This is a genomic window from Cytophagaceae bacterium (genome assembly GCA_016722655.1).
Classification (GTDB): Bacteria; Bacteroidota; Bacteroidia; order Cytophagales; family Spirosomataceae; genus Leadbetterella.
In genome coordinates this window covers 210,133-228,168 of sequence record JADKIR010000005.1, presented here as the reverse complement: position 1 = coordinate 228,168, position 18,036 = coordinate 210,133, and the positions used below count along the sequence as shown (strand labels likewise).

12 protein-coding genes and 1 tRNA gene are annotated in these 18,036 nt (G+C 35.0%); 10 read left to right on the top strand and 3 right to left on the bottom strand.

The features are described from left to right. Position 1: 1 nt before the first annotated feature. On the bottom strand, positions 2 to 1,972 hold the full coding sequence (locus IPP61_16760; GenBank protein MBL0326794.1) for a hypothetical protein: 1,971 nt from the start codon (positions 1,970 to 1,972) through the stop codon (positions 2 to 4). Between the two features lie 163 nt (positions 1,973 to 2,135). On the opposite strand from IPP61_16760, the gene IPP61_16755 reads away from it, so the two are divergent. The 5 genes from IPP61_16755 to IPP61_16735 all read left to right on the top strand — a co-directional run bounded on the left by IPP61_16755 (position 2,136) and on the right by IPP61_16735 (position 10,298). Further along, positions 2,136 to 2,657, top strand: a complete 522-nt coding sequence (locus tag IPP61_16755; GenBank protein MBL0326793.1) for a hypothetical protein — start codon at positions 2,136 to 2,138, stop codon at positions 2,655 to 2,657. A 96-nt stretch (positions 2,658 to 2,753) separates the two neighbouring features. After that, on the top strand, positions 2,754 to 3,083 hold the full coding sequence (locus IPP61_16750; GenBank protein MBL0326792.1) for a LytTR family transcriptional regulator DNA-binding domain-containing protein: 330 nt from the start codon (positions 2,754 to 2,756) through the stop codon (positions 3,081 to 3,083). A 2-nt stretch (positions 3,084 to 3,085) separates the two neighbouring features. Continuing rightward, a complete protein-coding gene (locus IPP61_16745) occupies positions 3,086 to 5,839 on the top strand; it encodes a hypothetical protein (protein MBL0326791.1) in 2,754 nt (917 codons plus the stop codon). Further along, positions 5,836 to 8,598 carry a hypothetical protein gene (locus tag IPP61_16740; GenBank protein MBL0326790.1) on the top strand — a complete coding sequence of 921 codons (2,763 nt, stop codon included), beginning with the start codon at positions 5,836 to 5,838 and terminating at the stop codon, positions 8,596 to 8,598. The genes IPP61_16745 and IPP61_16740 overlap by 4 nt, the downstream gene beginning before the upstream one ends. Positions 8,599 to 8,618: 20 nt before the next feature. Further along, on the top strand, positions 8,619 to 10,298 hold the full coding sequence (locus tag IPP61_16735) for a hypothetical protein (protein ID MBL0326789.1): 1,680 nt from the start codon (positions 8,619 to 8,621) through the stop codon (positions 10,296 to 10,298). A gap of 643 nt (positions 10,299 to 10,941) precedes the next feature. On the opposite strand, the gene ybeY is transcribed toward IPP61_16735, so the two are convergent. Together ybeY and IPP61_16725 are read right to left on the bottom strand one after the other, a co-directional pair. Next, positions 10,942 to 11,358, bottom strand: a complete 417-nt coding sequence (ybeY, locus tag IPP61_16730; protein ID MBL0326788.1) for an rRNA maturation RNase YbeY — start codon at positions 11,356 to 11,358, stop codon at positions 10,942 to 10,944. Positions 11,359 to 11,361: 3 nt separating this feature from the next. After that, the gene (locus IPP61_16725) at positions 11,362 to 11,961 is read right to left on the bottom strand and encodes a hypothetical protein (GenBank protein ID MBL0326787.1); all 600 of its coding nucleotides are present in this window, start codon (positions 11,959 to 11,961) and stop codon (positions 11,362 to 11,364) included. A 45-nt stretch (positions 11,962 to 12,006) separates the two neighbouring features. Here IPP61_16725 and IPP61_16720 point away from each other — a divergent pair, with 45 nt between their 5' ends. From IPP61_16720 to IPP61_16700, 5 genes are all read left to right on the top strand, one after another. Continuing rightward, a complete protein-coding gene (locus IPP61_16720; GenBank protein ID MBL0326786.1) occupies positions 12,007 to 12,876 on the top strand; it encodes a phosphatase in 870 nt (289 codons plus the stop codon). A 6-nt stretch (positions 12,877 to 12,882) separates the two neighbouring features. Continuing rightward, the gene (locus IPP61_16715) at positions 12,883 to 14,292 is read left to right on the top strand and encodes a TlpA family protein disulfide reductase (protein MBL0326785.1); all 1,410 of its coding nucleotides are present in this window, start codon (positions 12,883 to 12,885) and stop codon (positions 14,290 to 14,292) included. Beyond that, entirely contained in the window at positions 14,289 to 14,750 is a 462-nt protein-coding gene (locus IPP61_16710; GenBank protein MBL0326784.1) for a C40 family peptidase, read from the top strand. Before IPP61_16715 ends, IPP61_16710 begins: the two co-directional genes overlap by 4 nt. A 30-nt stretch (positions 14,751 to 14,780) precedes the next feature. Then, on the top strand, positions 14,781 to 17,900 hold the full coding sequence (locus IPP61_16705; protein ID MBL0326783.1) for a PD40 domain-containing protein: 3,120 nt from the start codon (positions 14,781 to 14,783) through the stop codon (positions 17,898 to 17,900). 49 nt (positions 17,901 to 17,949) lie between these two features. Continuing rightward, positions 17,950 to 18,023: transfer RNA gene (locus tag IPP61_16700), tRNA-Ala, on the top strand. Positions 18,024 to 18,036 lie beyond the last annotated feature (13 nt).

The following is an 18,036-nucleotide window of genomic DNA, read 5'->3' as shown; positions in this document are numbered from 1 at the left end:
CTTATATAGGGATTACTATCTCTACACTTAGGCCTGCTTTGTTAATAAAGTCTATTTTTCCTTTCAAAGAAGCTACTCTAGACCTCAAATTGGGCATTCCCATGCCATTTTTCTCGGATTTTTCAGATAAACCTATTCCGTTGTCCGAAATTTTCATAATCAAATTAGTCCTGTTTTCTTCAAGTATAACAGCGGCCTCGGTGGCTTGCGAATGTTTGAGGATATTGTTGGAAACCTCCAGGAGAATACTGAAAATTTCATATTCGATTTTAATATCAAATCGACCAAAATTTTCGGATGTTTCGTTTTTGAAATGTGTTTTTCCAAGTGAATTTAACTCCACCAAGAGTTTTTGTATGGCTACTTTTAATCCTTTGGTTTCGAGTTCTTCAGGCAGCAAATTGTGCGAAATTAGTCGTACGTCAGTATAAACTTCGGCCAAGGCATTAATCGTCGAATAGTAAATATTATCCTGCTTTTCGGTCTCAAACTTAGGTTGTATAGATTCCAACCTCCAACGAATACCGGATATTTTGGCAGAAAGATTATCGTGAAGTTCTTGTGCAACTCGTTTACGTTCTATGGTTTGTCCTTTCAGTAAAGCTTCTTTTATTTCTCCGTTTTTTGCCCGGAGTTTTCGGTTATTGGTAAAAATATAAAAACTAAATCCAAAGCCAGTGAGTAGGCTTATAATGAGTGCGTTACGAATAAAATTGTTTTTGTTTGCTTCGGATTGTAGTTTTTCGTTCTCGAGGGTTTTTATTTGATTTTCTTTTTTTGTTAAATAAAAATCAGCCTGAATTTTACTGTTTTTCTGTAGAGCTAAGGAGTCTTCTTTTCTTTTAAAAATCTTGAGGTAATTTATTTCTTTTTCTTTAGAGATTTTTTCATTCAAAAGGTTCTGAAATTCGAGCTTTTGAATGGCAGATTCTTTACTGGCGAGGTCATAGTCGGCATATATTTTTTGGGTTTTCTCAGTAGCAAGTGAATCTTCATGTGCTTTATATTTTTCTAAAAATTCTAGTGCTTTCTCTTTATTATTTTTGAATTTATAAAACCCATATAAGTAACCCTCAGCTATTGAAATAAACTTCTTTACTCCAAATTTTTTGGAATATTCGTAAGATTTCTCGAGGAATTCCTGACTTTTAGTAAAGTTTAATTTAAGTGCTTCGTGCTCGGCTTTAAATCTATAAATAGATAATAAACTGTAGTAATCTTGCTGCTCCTCAGCCAATCGGAGCGTTATTTCGGAGTAGGTTAGGGCGTTTTTTCTATCAAGTAACACATTGTAAGTAGTTGAAAGCATGCCATATATAATATTTTTGGTTAAATATTCTACATGGGCTTCTTGGCTGAGTTTTTCGGCTGATTTTAAATCACATAAAGCCTGTTTATAATTTCCCGAAGTATTCCAAAAATTGGCTTGATATACCAATCCAAGACATAGAATTTCATTATTTTTGGCCCTTACTCCCAAGCCGTATATTTCCTTGGAAATAGCCATGCCTTTTTTCAGAAACTCATTTTTACTGACAGCAATATTTTGAATATTCCATAACATAGTGGAGGCTATTCTAACTTTTGCCATTGCCAAAGCTTCATAGTTCCTTGTTTTTTCGAGTAAATCTTTCGCCCTCAGTGCATAAGTCAAACCTCTTGAAAAGTCGTTTTCAAAATACGCAATGTAATATGATTTGTTCATTAAAAACATTCCTTCACCTGTTTTCCATTTGGTTTTTTTGGAAAGGATTTCTAAAGAATCTAACCTCGATTTTGAGTGTTTCTCATGGAAATAAATAGAATAATAGGAATATCTCCACATTGAAGTAAGCAACAATGTATCTCTGCTAAATGAGGCAGGCATTTTGGTTACCTTTTTTACCTCTTTGGCCAAACTATCCATAATGGGTCTACCTGCCAGAGCATTAATCGAAAGAAGAACTAAAAAAAGCAGGGGTATTTTTTTCATTCAGATGTAATATAAACTTCTGAAATAAAGATAAAAAGCAGTTATTTCCTAAAATATCCGATAAAATACAGGAATACCTGTAGAGCTTCTCTCGAAAAATACAAGAATACGTGGATTGATTGGGTTTAGGGAAGTGAGCAAATTTGTATAAATTATTTTGCCTATGAAAAAAGTAATATTCCAAGTATTTGTGTCATTGATATTTTTAAGCTGTAAAGAGGAAATTACTGTCGTTCCTGAAAGCAAAACAGACCTATTGACCAAACAAAAATGGAACATTTATAAATATACTATTGGTACTCCGAACACACCTACTCGAAGTATTTCACAGTTGGCCAGCGAAAAAAATAACGGCAAATATTACGCTGATTTTTCATTTGCATATTCTATATATAAAAAAGATGGCAATTTAACAGTATTAAACACATCCAATGAGTTGGTCGATTATAAATGGAAATTTATAAATGAAACGCAAATAGAAACAACCAGAGTGCAAAATGGCAATTCCCAGATTGATGATATAATAGAGTTAAGTGAAACTAGACTTGTGTTAAAAACTACACTAAAAAAAGGCGTGACCCCAAATGATCGGTGGAATTCGGTAGCAGCAGATCTTCGTTCGCATGGCTTTGGGGTTGGTTTTACTGAGGTTTATATTATTGAAGAATTTACGGCCGAAAGATAGTTTAAGGTTTTTTTTAGGGGAAAAGATATTTTTTCTGGCAAGTTTGGATATCAAATATGAATGAAATTTTGAAAATATTTTTGTAAAAATATAACCATGAAAACACCAGAAATAGCAATAGGAGGAAGAAAGAAAGTTTTGCCAAGCGAGGTAATTTTGTTTGAAGCTGAAATCAATTACACCAGGCTGCATTTGAGTAATGGTCAATACTTATTTGTAGCTACCACTTTAAAAAAACTCGAAAAAAGCTTCTCTTCTTTCAGATTTATTTATAGAACCCACAAAGGTTTTATGATAAATCTGAATTTTGTACAAAGTCATGATAGTAATGAAGTTACGCTAAAAAATAACAGAAAGATATTGGTTTCAAGAAGGCGGAAAGAATTGTTTTTGAAGAATTTGGGAGAGATGAATTTTAAAGTTTAAAAATGAAAAGGTTAATTTTTATTTATTTGTCTTTTTGCTTTTCAACATTTGCTCAAAATGTAGAACTCGTAAAAGATATCAAAACAACAGGTTCCGAAATAAATAGTTTTGGAGTTTCTGGAAATAGTATTTATTATTTGGTACCTGAACTAGACTATGAATTGTGGAAGAATGATGGGACTGTTGGAGGAAATACAAGGCTTAGTAATCCTATTCCGATGGGTGGCCAATTTGTCAGAGGGTTAATGGAGCATTTTAAAGATGCCAATGGAAATGTGTTCTTTAAAAATATATTTTACAGTCCTGAAAAGTGGGAGCTTTGGAAATCTAATGGAACATTTGGAAGCCTTTCTTTACTAAAAACATTCAATGATACCAGTAAATCTAAACTGTATGATTTAGGGTCTTCTGTTTTTTTTGCAAGCAATGATAATGTTTCGGTTGGAAATGAACTTTGGAAAAGTGATGGAACAAGCCTAGGAACCGCATTGTTTAAAGATGTCTTTTTAGGTGCATCTTCTTCTAATCCTGTTTTATTGGAAAAGCTGAATAATCAACTCTATTTTACAGCTTTGGGTACAAATGGCCTAGATTTATGGAAAACAGATGGAACTTTGGCCAACACAGTTTTTGTGAAAAATCTTTCAAGCAATAGTAATTATCTAGCTCAAGAAAATGCAATTGTCGTAAATGGATTATTGTATTTTACAGTAAATACTGGTGCTTCAAATCAAGAAATATGGTCAACTGATGGATCCTCTTTAAACACTATTAAAGTAGCTTCATTTTGTAAAGATGTACTGTTTGTAAATTACCAAAATCAACTTTATTATACCACCACAATATCGAATGGCAATAGCGACCTCTGGAAAAGCAATGGAACTCTTACAGGTACGAGTTTAATTTCCAGCTTCAATTATCGAGTTATCGAATCTGAGGTTTCGATGAGTAAAATTTTTTTGGCAGCGGCTGACAATGTAAACTTTATTTTTCAACTTAGAACCAGTGATGGAACAGTTGGAAATGATTTATTGGTAAAAGAATTTGATTCGGGAAGTACATATTTTGCTAATTTGACAGATGTTAATAATACGCTATATTTTACAATAAATGATGTTACAAACGGAGAAGAAGTATATGTAAGCGATGGAACAGAGCTAGGAACTGTGCTTTTGAAAGATATTGCAACAGGTTTGGATTTTCTTGATGACCCTGCATCTTCATACCCAAACATGCTTACGAAAGTTAATAATTCTTTGTACTTTTTAGCTAGCGAAAACTCGATAGAAAAATTGTTTAAAAGCAATGGTACAACTATTGGTACTGAAACTTTTTCTATTTTCAATGGTAGTTCATTGCCATATCAGCTAATTAATTTTAACAACAACATTGCTTTCACTGCACGTAATGACATCCATCAACAAGAACTTTGGACTAGTGATGGCTCTACTACAGGTACAGCTTTAGTAAAAGACATTAATAATCTCAATACTTCAGATTTTTATTCGAAGTTTACGGTTTGCAACAACCTCTTGTTTTTTGCTGTTGGATCAGAAATTTGGCGGTCCGATGGTACTTTGGTTGGCACTTTCCTTTTAAATGGTCCTACACCCAATTTTGAAGGAAATTTAGATTGCAGTTGTTTAGGAAACACTTTGGTTTTTGCAGGAAAAGACGCCAATGGAACCGAGCTTTGGAAAACAGATGGTTCGAACCCTAATACTGTACTATTAAAAGATATATTAGCTGGCTCTAACAGTTCTATTCCTACCAATTTTATTACAATCAATGGAGTTATTTATTTCGGAGTTTATGGCACAGGTGGTGCCAAAGAACTTTGGAAAACTGACGGAACAGCTTCAGGGACAGTTATGGTTAAAAGCTTCGGTCTGGTATTTTTAGATTTCCTTGACACATTTACTCCTTTTGGATCAATATTATATTTTAGGGTCGGAAATCAGTTATGGAAAAGTGATGGAACAGAGGTTGGTACAGTATTATTAAAATCTTTCAATTCATTGAATTCTCTTTTTAAAGTTGTAAACGGGATTCTTTATTTCGGAGCAAATTTTAACAATCAATATGGCCTTTGGAAAAGTGATGGTACGGTGGGCGGCACAATATCTGTAAAAAACATGAGCTATACACTTCAAAACTTTGCTGAACTCAATGGAAACCTTTTTTTTAGTTTGTATGAGTCTGCCACTGGCTCTGAACTATGGAAATCTGATGGCACTTTAATAGGAACCGTTATGGTTAAAGATATTAATCCTATAACTGGAGCGAGTGGAATAGATAGTAATTCTCCTAATCCCATTTACAACTTTGACGGGGCTTTATATTTTTCAGCCAATGATGGTGTAAATGGCACAGAGCTATGGAAAAGTGATGGAACCAATGCTGGTACTGCTCTTTTCGCAGATATTAATCCTGTTGGAAATTCAAACCCTAAGTATCTTGTTAAAATGGGAACCTACATTTATTTCCAAGCAAAATCTACTACCCTGGGTAAAGAACTTTATAGAATTAACCTAGTTAATGGCATCTTCGAATCCATTACTACTGGAAATTGGAATACTGGAAGCACATGGATATCGCCGACAAATACTCTTTTGCCATCTGCATCTTCTGCTACAAAAATTAATTCTACACACATAGTAACCATCCCCAACACTGGCAACGAAGTAAAAACCATTCAAATGAATGGAGGAGTGATTAATCTAAATGGTGGCACTTTGGAAATAAAAAATCAATGAGAAAACTATTGTACCTATTAATTTTTCTGAGCCACTTAGTAGATGCTCAAATTCCTGATTTAGTAAAAGAAATCAGGACTTTGCCCCCAACTACACCAACAAATAGTACAACTTACGGTGGTGGCCAACATCCGCTCGGGCAAGCTACAATGGGTGGATATGTATATTTTTGGGGAAAATCTTGTCAAACTTGTGGTTACTCTTTGTACAAAAGTAATGGTACAGCTGCTGGTACACATGAGATTAGGAGTTTTAATGGTGATGGAGATAGAAATTTTCAATTAATAGCCTCCAATAACAAGGTTTTTTTCAAAATTGATTGGCATATTTATGCAACTGATGGCACTACGGCTGGTACTGTAGAGATTGCAACCGATGTAACTAGATATTCGATTGGTTTGGTTATAAGCAATAATTTTCTTTTTTATTTTGAAAATAAGAATGGACAGTCTCAACTGACTAAGTCCGATGGAACTGTGGCAGGAACTACCGTGGTATATCAATTTGGTACATCAAGTCCTGACCGTCTTTTTGATAATAATGGGACACTGTTTTTTACCGTGGATAATATCTACCTCTGGAAAAGTGATGGCACAAATGCCAGTACAAGTAGTATTGCAGGTACAAACGGATTTGAAAACCCTGTAAATGTAAACGGTACTTTATATTTTAATGTGGGCACTCAACTATGGAAAACACAAGGAACTTTGGCAACAACTGGTGTAGTAACTACCCTGAGTAATATCCCAATTAACCTTACAAATTTGAGTGGTGTGCTATATTTTGTAAATGGCAATGCTCTTTGGAAGAGCGACGGAACTGCTGCAGGTACGGTATTGGTCAAAAATATCGTGATGGGTTTATATGGCCTAATAGTTTTTAATAATACCCTTTATTTCGGTGGTAATGATGGTACAACAGGCTATGAACTTTGGCGAAGTGACGGCACAAACGCAGGTACATATTTGGTAAAAGATATTAATATTGGCACAAATAATGGATTATACAGTCTTGATGAATATTTAATTCCTCCTACCAATAATGTCTTTTATTTTTTTGGAAATGATGGCTCAACGGGCAATGAAATATGGAGAAGTGATGGCACAAATGCTGGCACTTATTTGGTGAAAGATATTTATGCTGGAGTAAATTCTTCTTTTTCACTTTACAATACCGACTTTTTAGGGGTAACCAATTCTTCTTTGTTGTTTACCGCCAATGATGGCGTTACTGGACTACAATTATGGAAAACCGATGGCACAAATGCTAATACAACTTTGTTAAAAACCATTGCTCCAAGTATATCTTCCTCATTTGATTTCCTCTACAGTATTCCCAACATTGCTCAGTTAGATTCTAATAACTTGATTGTAGTACCGAAAGATGATAGCGATACTACTGCCCTTTGGAAAACCGATGGTACGGCAATCAACACCCTTAAAATTAAAAAAATACAATTAGATAATTTCTGGACAGGAGATTTTGGAAGATTGAATAATAAAATTTATTTCAGTGGAGGTAATTTTAGTTCAACCTTTGGCAATTTCGACCTTTGGGTAACTGATGGCACAACAACAGGAACACAACTATTAACTAATCTTAGACCTTCAGGAAGTTCATCACCTTCACAATTTTACACATTTAATGGCTTGGTGTATATGGAAGCTTGGAATACTGCTACCCAAAAATCTGTATATCGAACTGATGGTACGGTGGCAGGTACTTTTAAGCTATTAGATAATTACTCAATTGGTGCTTATGTTGAGTTTAATGGGAATTTGTTTTTCAAAAACTTTAAAGGTAATCTATATCGAACAGATGGAAGCATAGTAAACACCGTGGCAGTTACTAATTTAAGTATCAATAATAGTTTAAACGCAAGTTCGGAATTAGCCGTTGCTAACAATTTAATTTTTTTCGTTGCTTATAATGCAAGTAGCGGAGCAGAACTATGGAGTAGTAATGGTACTATTGCAGGAACTGGTCTTATAAAAGATATAAATGTAGGAGTTGGCTCATCCAGTATTCAAGATTTTGCAGTATTAAATAACAGCCTATATTTTCTTGCCTTCGATGGTACTAATTATGGACTTTGGAAGTCTGATGGCTCAAATGCAGGGACGATTTTGGTAAAAACATTGGGTGTTAAAGTAAATATCACATATTATTTTCAATTAAAAAATGTCAATAACGTCCTCTTTTTTGAATACAATGATGGTATAAATGGTCATGAACTTTGGAAAAGCGACGGCACACTCGCAGGAACAGTTTTAGTAAAAGATATCAATCCTAATGGAAGCTCAGCTCCAAGAAACTTAACTGATATAAACGGGAAGCTATATTTTACGGCCAATGACAATATTCATGGTATGGAACTTTGGACAAGCGATGGCACAGCCGCAGGTACAAATATGCTTTATGATGTGAATATTGGGGTTGGAGGCTCGTTTCCCCAATCAATCACTTTTTTCAATAATTACATCTTTTTTTTCGCCTTTTCTGCTACAAATGGCTATGAATTATGGCGTTTCGATCCCAATAATAATATTTTCGAATCTATCACCACCGGAAATTGGAACACTGGTAGCACATGGATTTCTCCATCAAATACGCTTTTGCCAACGGCCACCAAAACGGCTAAAATTAACTCAACCCACACAGTTTCAATCCCTAATACAGGTAACGAAGTAAAAACCATTCAAATGAACGGAGGAATAATAAACTTAAATGGTGGAACGCTTGAAATTAAGAATCAATGAGAAATATTAACTATATAACAATGAAAAATTTATTAAAAATTTTGATTATTAGCTTGTTAGGATTGAGTGGTTTTGCTCAAAACTCTATAACTACCCCAACAGGTATTCCATTAACAATTGGTAATAATGGTGTAAAGCTTGCAAATTTTACTTCGGCATCTGCTACCTCAGCAAGCAATAGTAAAACTTTAAGTGTTGATGCTTCAGGAAACTTAATTTTGGTGCCAGATGTAGTCGGAACATTTCCTAATCCAATTACCACTTCTCCAGGAACCCCTCTTACTATCGGTAACAATGGCGTTAAGCTCGCAAATCTTACATCTGCCTCGGCTACTTCTACCTCAAATAATAAGGCCTTGAGCGTGGATGCAACTGGAAATATCATTTTAGTGCCAGACAACGTCGGAACTTTTCCAAATCCGATAACTACTTCGCCAGGGACACCACTCACAATTGGCAACAATGGTGTTCGACTAGCAAATTTAACTTCTGCTTCTGCAACAACTGCCACGAATGGAAAGGCATTGAGCGTAAATGCAAGTGGAGATTTGATTTTAGTGCCAGATGTTTCAGGTTCAGGTGGTGGTGGAAATCCTAATTTTATTACCTTAAATGCTAATCTAACTTTTGGTGGAATAAGTGCAGGAGCTTTTCTTAATACAAATTCTACAGCCGCTTCAAACGCTACAGGACATACTTTAATGGGAACCAATGCCGGTGCAGCTATTGGAACCAACCCAACAGTCACTACCTATGGAAATACGTTGATTGGTGCCGCAGCTGGTAATTCGACCACAAATGGTGGAAATAATAGCTTTTTAGGAATTAGTTCTGGAGTTTATAACACTACAGGCTCTTTTAATCAATACTTTGGCTCAGGTGCAGGTGCCAATAACCGTACTGGAGATCATAATGTAATGATAGGATCCAATGCGGGTTATGATGGTGTGGGAACAACTGCCAAAAACTCATCATATGGAGTATTTATTGGCAATTACACAGGTGCACAGAATATTGGTAATTTTAATATTGCTATTGGACATGCAGCTTCATCATATAATACTACTGGAGGGGCGACAATAGCGATAGGTGGCTATGCAAATGGTCATTCTGCAGCAACAAATAATATTAATTCTGTTTTTATAGGTTCACAATCAGGTACTTGGACAGGTACAAATCATGCCTCCCCAACCACCGTAGTTAATAATTTGACCAATGCCACTGCAATTGGTTACCAAGCTCAAGTAACAGTTTCAAATGCCTTAACTCTCGGTGGTACTGGGGCAAACGCTGTAAAAGTAGGAATTGGTATGCACAATCCACAGTATCCACTTGATGTAAAAGGCGTTGTAAATATGCGAACTGCTTTTAATTCACCGAGTATGAAAATCAATGATCGTGATTTTATGGGAATTGGCGAATCTGGCGAATTTTGGGTTTCTAATTTTAAAATGAAATACGACAACGAGGCTCAGTGGTCAGACAAGGTTTTTGATAAAAATTATAAGCTCTTAACTATCCAGGAATTGGATGCATTCGTTTCAAAAAACAAGCACTTACCCAATATTCCTTCTGCAGCAGAAGTGGTAAAAAATGGTGTCGACAATACCGAAATGACCTCCAAACTTTTAGAAAAAATTGAAGAAATGAGTTTGTATATTATTCAATTGGAGAAAAGAATTTCTAAGATAGAAAATTAATGGAGGTTACAAATTGAAGTGATTAATTATACTTTAATTAAACCCAAAGATCTCAATAGACCATGGACTGCAATAATATTTGGCTTTTTATTCATTCCCCACCAAAATCAAAGGTATCCTGATACCTTCTCACTCAGTTGTCATAACTATTAACAAAACCGTACGACGCAGCGTTTATATCATCATCAATTCTATTAAGATATTTGGATTTAAGAAAAAAATATAGACTAAAAAAGCATGAAATTCTACATTGTTTTTAAGTGACATTTCAATTTTTCAATAAGAGCAAACAAAAGATTTGTATAGGTAATCCTGTGACTACCTGTAGCAATAAAATGGATTTTTTTCTGTAAAAGGCTGAAGAAAAGTTGCCTAGAAAAGCGTTCCCAATGCCTGGGAGCTCCATAAAGAAAAATCAATTATTGGGAGGTGGCTGAGCCAAAAGTACCACAAAATATAGCAGATTTGTCTCCTTTCACTATTTGTTATTATGGCTTAATACCCAAAATATCAAAATGAGCGATGATTTTTTTTTCAGAAACAATATATTTCCTGAAGCAGGAGCTAAGACTTAGTGAAAACAGAATAAGAATGAAATATTGTTTGAAAGTTTTCATTTATTAATCCATTCAAAACTGGAGGTTCATTTCCAATTTTGTAAATAAAAATCCTCCTTAGCTCTCATTATTTTCACCTCATCATCTTTTTTATCTTTATAACCGCAAAGATGAAGCAATCCGTGTGCAAGCACCCGGAGTAATTCGGTTTCAAAATCAACCTTAAATTTGGAGGCATTTTCCATGACCCTATCTACACTTATAAAAATATCCCCTTCAATTTTGCCCTTCTTCTCTGAATTGTCAAATGTGATGATATCGGTATAAGTATCATGTTGGAGGTATTCGATATTGATTTTTAACAAAGATTCATCATCCATGAAAATATAAGACAATTCCAAAATCTTAAATCCTTCATTTTGAGCCAATTCCTTAAGCCATCTTTTCTTTTTCAGAATTTCTTTTAGCTTAAATCCTTCTTTTTCTGAATGAAAATTTATCATAGATTATTCAATACTTTTTAAAAAATACAAAAATAAAGTGCCGGTAAAATTCCCCAATAACAATCCGGCAATAACCTCCCTGGGCTTATGTCTTGACAATTGCACCCTGGACCAGCCGTTAACAAATCCATAGCCCATTAAGCCTATCCCAAAATATAGATTGGTGGGAATCATCATCAATGCAAACAGAAAATTGAAGCTGGTATGCATCGAAACCTTGATCCACTGGTTAACAATAAAACTTAAAAACAAATGCATAAACAATATTCTAATGATTAATTGCAGATCAGCGGGTACGTTTAAAAAATATAAAACCAGCATCAAAACAAATATCAAAACAAGGGCAAATTGGTACAAAGAATTTCGCCTTTTTTGGTGTGACACATCATAATCACGAAAGTTCTTCCTGTTTACCTGATATTTTATGTAAGACCCAATCGGAATCACCACGATGGCCATCAAATAAAGCAGTAAATGATTGGTGGGCGATCCCTGGTGAAAAAACTGGATATACAAAACCACCAACAAACCCAATGTCATAGGATTACCTATAAAGGAAATAATCCTGGCTATTTTATTCAAACTCTCTGATTCCTTAAGCATTTTCAAAATTATCCATATTTTTGCATAAAATAAAACATTAAACCAATGAAGATTGCCGCCATCGATATAGGATCCAACGCAGCCCGTATGCAGATTTCTTCTGTTCTAAATGACGAAGGAAGAATTTCCTTTAAAAAAGTAGAATATGTGAGGTTTGCTCTTCGCTTGGGTCATGATGTTTTTACTGCCGGAAAAATACACTACGAAAGTGAAGCCCGAATCAAGAAACTTTTGACGGTTTACAAATTGCTGATGGAGCTGCATGAAGTTGACGCCTATCTGATCTGTGCCACGTCGGCACTGAGAGAAGCTGAAAACGGTCTGAATATATGCGAAAGGGTAAAACTGGAACTTGGAATGACGATCAATCTGATTTCCGGTGAAAAAGAAGCGGAAATGATCAATAATGTAATAGTGAATGAGTTGAGAGAAGGTCAGGTATATTTGCATATTGATGTGGGCGGCGGCAGTACCGAGCTCAACCTTTATGATGGAAAAACCAAAGAAACCTCACAGTCGTTTAAAATTGGCTCTGTACGGTTGATGGAGGGGAAAGTCAACAAAGATCAATGGAAAAAAATGCATAATTGGATTGAGGAAAATGTACATAGCCGTAAAAATGTGATTTCAATCGGTACAGGAGGCAACATTTCTAAACTTTTCGAGTTTATTGAGACTAATGAGCAAGGAATGGCCAATTTGCAGCAATTGGAAGATGCACTTAACAATGTGAGTAGTTTTACAGTTGATGAGCGAATAAACAAACTAAAAATGAACCCCGATCGTGCAGATGTGATAGAACATGCATCAGAAATTTATTTTTCAGCGATGAAATGGGCAAAATCTGATCAAATGTTTGTACCTGACTTAGGACTTAAGGACGGAATCTTGCTTGAAGTTTACCAAAACCTATAATTTGATTTGAAAAAAACATTTGTCAATATAATACTCATTCAATTCCTGCTATTTTTTATTGCAAAAATTGAATTAAAAGCCCAGAAAGTATTCAGAATTTCCGGAAAAATAAGCGGTTTTGAGGAAAATTCGATAGGAGTGACTATTTACAAAAACTGGGTAGAAGAACCCTTGGCCTATGATTTGAAACTCGACAAGAAAAAACAGTTTGTTTTTGAAACCGTGCTCGAAGACATTGCTTATTTTGATTTCAATATTGGAGAATATGGTTTTTATCAATGGAAAATAGAACCCGGTGACAATATTAACTTCTCGGCAAACTATGCAGACTTTCATAATTCGATTAAAATAAGTGGTGAAGGCTCAACAAAATTTCAATATTTATTAGAACAGGAAAATAAATTTACCAAAGAAAAAGATTGGGATTTTGAACTCCAGAATTTAAGGAAAATCTCCAGAAAAGGATATTTTGACCTGACCAATTATCTTCGAAATGAGCAACTCAATTTACTTAATAAATACAAAAAAGAACTAAGCGAAAGCTTTTATTCTTTGCAAAGGGCTGATATCATCGGGAAATACTATAATTCCGAATTAGGTTTTTTAATGTTTCATAAGATATTTTCAAAAGATGAGTTAAAAACATTTGATTTTAAAATTGTTAATGCAAAAACACAGGCCAAATCTCTGGAGTTCGGGATATTTATCGAACAATTGATTGATAATACCAACGCAACAGCAAAGAAATATCCTGAAGACAAACTAGTTGAAATTGAGTCAATTAAAGATTATTTTGAATCATTGGATTTGGTTGAAAGGCCGTTATTGGAAAGAATTATTGCTACCAAAATTATTCAGTTTATTGAAAAAGATGGTGCTACTGAAGAGAACAAACTGATGGTAGGGAGTTTTAAAAACTACGCAAAGAATCCTGCCTATGTAAATGCCATCTTAAAAAAGATTATTAAATATCAGGAAGTGGAAACAGGTAGGCAGGTAAAAAACTTTATCCTGCCTGATGAAAAAGGTAACTTAGTTTCTTTGAAAGATTATCGTGGAAAAAATATTATTCTGATAAACTATGCTTCCTGGTGCGGGCCTTGTGTGCAGGATCTGGAATATCTCAAAGTGGTACTAAATTATTTCAAAGCCTATAATGATTTGGTTTTAATTGCGGTTTCTACAGATACAAAAGAAGACTTTGAAAGTTTTGTAAAAGCCTCAAAAAATCAGGCTATAAACCTAAATGCTTATGAAATAGAGGATTATAAAGAGAATTTCAATACTGATTTTTTGCCAAATTACCTTTTGATTGACAAAACTGGCACAATAATTATTGATAAAATTGAGGAACCTTCGCTGGACGAAGGACGATCGCTGATAAGACAGATCGAATCCTTAATCTATAAAAAATGAAAAATCTTGCTTTCTTTTTCATACTGTTATTATTATTCTCATCATGTAGGAAAAACGCTGTTCCCAAAAGTTCGGCCAACGGTAAAATCATCGTAAAAAACGCAGAAAAATACATAGGAACGCCCTACAAGTTTGGTGGATCTGAAACAGATGGAATGGATTGCTCAGGATTGGTATTTCGAGTTTTTGAAGATTTAGAAACAAAAATCCCAAGAGTTAGTTACAAACAAGCTGATCATTTTAAGGAAATTAAACTAGAACATGCAATCCCTGGTGATTTGGTGTACTTTAAGGTGGGTTCTTCAAGAATAAATCATACGGGCATCATTTCGGACATAAAGGGTCCAAAAGAGATATTGTTTATTCATGCCAGCACAACCAAAGGAGTTAGAGAAGACAATTTGTTTTCTAAATACTGGTATCCTAAATTTGTAAAAGTCACTAGACCACATTTGTGATTTTTACGTTAATCTTAGAAAAATATTCTGATGCCAAAGAAGATTATTCTGTTTTTATTTATTTTTTGTCAATCGCCATTGTTGCACTTTGGTCAATCCCAATATTTTGGTCAAAATAAGCAACGAAATAAAACCAATAATTTTAAAGTTACCCAAACCCCGCATTTTGAGTTATACCATTACCTCGATAATAAAAACACTGTTGACGAATTTCTGATCAACACTGAAAACTGGTATAAGCTTCACCAAAATGTGTTTAAAATGGCATTTGTAAAACCCAATCCTGTCATTTTATACAATTCACACCCGGATTTTCAGGAAACTACGGCTATTGGTGGTGAAATTGGTGAGGGTACTGGAGGTGTAACGGAAGGCTTCAGAACAAGAGTGGTTATGCCATTGATGTACACCAATCGTCAAACTGACCATGTTTTAGGCCATGAGTTGGTTCATGCTTTTCAGTATCAAACACTTACCTATGGCAGTGATTCAACCTCTTTGGCCAATATTCAGAATTTACCATTATTTATGGTTGAAGGCCTGGCCGAATATATGTCTTTGGGTCGAATCGATTCACATACAGGTATGTGGATGCGGGATGCTGTGCTTAATAGTGACATACCTACAATAAAGGATTTGGTAGTAAAGCAACATAAATATTTCCCCTATCGCTGGGGACAGGCTTTTTGGGCTTATGTTACTGCCAATTACGGTGATGATATTATTAGGCCATTGTTCAAAGAAACGGCAATTTTTGGATTAGACAGGGCATTTATCAGTGCTTTTAAAATGGATACTGACGCTTTTTCCCTACGTTTTATTAATGATCAGAAACAATATTATAATAAGTTAAAAGAAAACCGGGAAACCGAAATCAGAGGAAAAGTTCTGGCATCTTCCAAATCTGGCGGAGAAATGAACATCGCACCGGTAATAAGTCCTGATGGTAAGTATTTCGCCTATATTTCTTCAAAAAATGTGCTTTCGCTTGACATTTTTGTAGCTGAAAGTGCTACAGGAAAAGTAATTAAAAAAATTGAAAGTACTTCTTTTGGTGCCCATGTCGATTCTTACAGTTTTATTGAAACTTCAGGCTCGTGGTCGCCGGATAATCGAAAACTTGCCATTGTAATTCAATCCAAATCAAAGAATAAACTATTATTGATTGATATTTTCACCGGAGAAAAAAAAGAATATTCTCCAAAAGATATCGATTCGTTTACCCATCCTTCATGGTCGCCAGATGGATCTAAAATCGTATTTTCTGGATTAAAAGATGGAAAATCAGACTTGTATTTATTTGATATTGCCGCTCAGAAGACCGAAAGTTTGACTCAGGACGTTTTTTCCGATATTCAATCGACCTGGAGTCCCGATGGCACTGAAATCTATTTTGTGAGTGATAGGGGAGGAAAAAGAAACTTACTATCAAAAGAAGAGTTTTGTATTGCTAAAATCAATCTTCTTGATAAAAAAATTGAAGTGTTGCCACTTTTTCCTAATGCCGACAACATGAACCCACAGGTCAGTCCGGATGGCAGATTTGTTTATTTCCTTAGTGATCCTGACGGATTCAGAAATCTGTATGCCTTTGATCTGGACACCAAAGAAGTCAAAAAACTAAGCAATTTTTTTACAGGAATAAGCGGTATTACCATGTACTCGCCGGCTATTTCTGTTGCCTCCAAATCAGGTGAGATTTTGTACAATTATTTTTCCAAAGGTGAGTATTCCATAATAAAAGCCAACAAGGAGGAATTGTTAAACGAAACTATCCTTGAATCGAGCTCAAAAAATGGGGCAATTTTGGCTCCCGGAAACGAAATCAATGGGGCTGACATAGTTTCAAATAATTTAAAAGCAGATTATTTGAAAACCAGAATCGGTTTAGGCGAATTTAAAAACCTGAAATACAGTCCAAAGTTTAAATTGGAATATCTGGCCAATTCCGGCCTTGGAATGAGTACCAGTCGCTTTGGTACAGGCGTAGGAGGGGGGATTACGGCACTTTTCAGTGATATGCTCAACAATAACCAATTGATGGGCACTGCAGCCCTAAACGGCGAAATTCAGGACTTTGGTGGCCAACTATTTTATCTTAATCAAAAAAGACCAATACAGTTTGGTATTTCGGCTTCTCATATTCCATATAGGTTTCTTGATTCCACCGGGGTTAAGATTCATGACACACTTGGAACAGTTAATAATCTGAAGTATTATGATGCTACCGTTAATCAAAGAATTGCACGCTTGCTGATAGATGAAGTTTCAATTTTTGTGATGAAGCCTTTAAGTAAAAATACCAGATGGGAATTTGGAGCATCCGCAAATTGGTATTCATTTGTTGTAAAGGAGTACCCACAATTTGGACAAATTGGAGTTGCTCAAAATGGTTCAATTGTTGATTTTCAACCAAATTATTCCGAAAAACCAATAAAAATTGACAATAAATCAGATGGCTATGACAATTTTAAACTTGCTCAGATTTATGCTGCTTTTGTGGGAGATAATACCACTTTTGGTACCACGGCTCCACTTAATGGCTACAGATACAGGTTGGAATTGGCAAAATATATGGGCTCAACCAGCTATAATTCTGTATTAATCGATGGCCGGAAATACAATTATATAAAGCCATTTACCATAGCCTCCCGTTTTATTTATAATGGAAGGCTAAATCCAACCAACCTGGAGCTTCTAAACAAAATAAATCCACTTTATCTGGGTTATCCATGGAATATGCATGGATTTTGGGGAAATGCACTCAGTAAACAAACTGGATTTATTACGCAGGAAAATCTTCAGGGCGAACAAATGGCTTTGGCCAATTTTGAAATCAGATTTCCTTTTACAGGACCTGAAAAGCTTTCTTTAATTAAGTTTGATTATTTACCTAGTGATCTGAATTTCTTCATAGATGCGGGTCAAATATGGTCAAAAAACAATCAAATGGGCGAGACAAAGGAATTTTCTACCTTTGCCAAAAACAATATCTCATTCAAAAATTCCCCGATAATTTCCGCAGGATTAAGTATCAGAATTAATGTTTTGGGATATTTAATCCTCGAACCTTATTTTGCTGTTCCTTATTACAATGGGAAAAAACAGAACGTAGTAACAGGAATGAATTTTATGGTGCCTGGATGGTAATTTTTTTTGAAAATTAAAAAAATGATGTTAGTTTTGCACTCAATAATACGGGGATGTAGCTCAGTTGGCTAGAGTACTTGACTGGCAGTCAAGGGGTCGTCGGTTCGAGCCCGATCTTCTCCACAAAAAAGCCTCA

Bases quoted from the DNA above. Each gene is read 5' to 3' on its own strand.
- IPP61_16710 (MBL0326784.1), top strand. From the start codon at position 14,289: ATGAAAAATCTTGCTTTCTTTTTCATACTGTTATTATTATTCTCATCA.
- ybeY (MBL0326788.1), bottom strand. From the start codon at position 11,358: ATGATAAATTTTCATTCAGAAAAAGAAGGATTTAAGCTAAAAGAAATT.
- IPP61_16720 (MBL0326786.1), top strand. From the start codon at position 12,007: ATGAAGATTGCCGCCATCGATATAGGATCCAACGCAGCCCGTATGCAG.
- IPP61_16755 (MBL0326793.1), top strand. From the start codon at position 2,136: ATGAAAAAAGTAATATTCCAAGTATTTGTGTCATTGATATTTTTAAGC.
- IPP61_16705 (MBL0326783.1), top strand. From the start codon at position 14,781: ATGCCAAAGAAGATTATTCTGTTTTTATTTATTTTTTGTCAATCGCCA.
- IPP61_16760 (MBL0326794.1), bottom strand. From the start codon at position 1,972: ATGAAAAAAATACCCCTGCTTTTTTTAGTTCTTCTTTCGATTAATGCT.
- IPP61_16740 (MBL0326790.1), top strand. From the start codon at position 5,836: ATGAGAAAACTATTGTACCTATTAATTTTTCTGAGCCACTTAGTAGAT.
- IPP61_16750 (MBL0326792.1), top strand. From the start codon at position 2,754: ATGAAAACACCAGAAATAGCAATAGGAGGAAGAAAGAAAGTTTTGCCA.
- IPP61_16735 (MBL0326789.1), top strand. From the start codon at position 8,619: ATGAAAAATTTATTAAAAATTTTGATTATTAGCTTGTTAGGATTGAGT.
- IPP61_16745 (MBL0326791.1), top strand. From the start codon at position 3,086: ATGAAAAGGTTAATTTTTATTTATTTGTCTTTTTGCTTTTCAACATTT.
- IPP61_16725 (MBL0326787.1), bottom strand. From the start codon at position 11,961: ATGCTTAAGGAATCAGAGAGTTTGAATAAAATAGCCAGGATTATTTCC.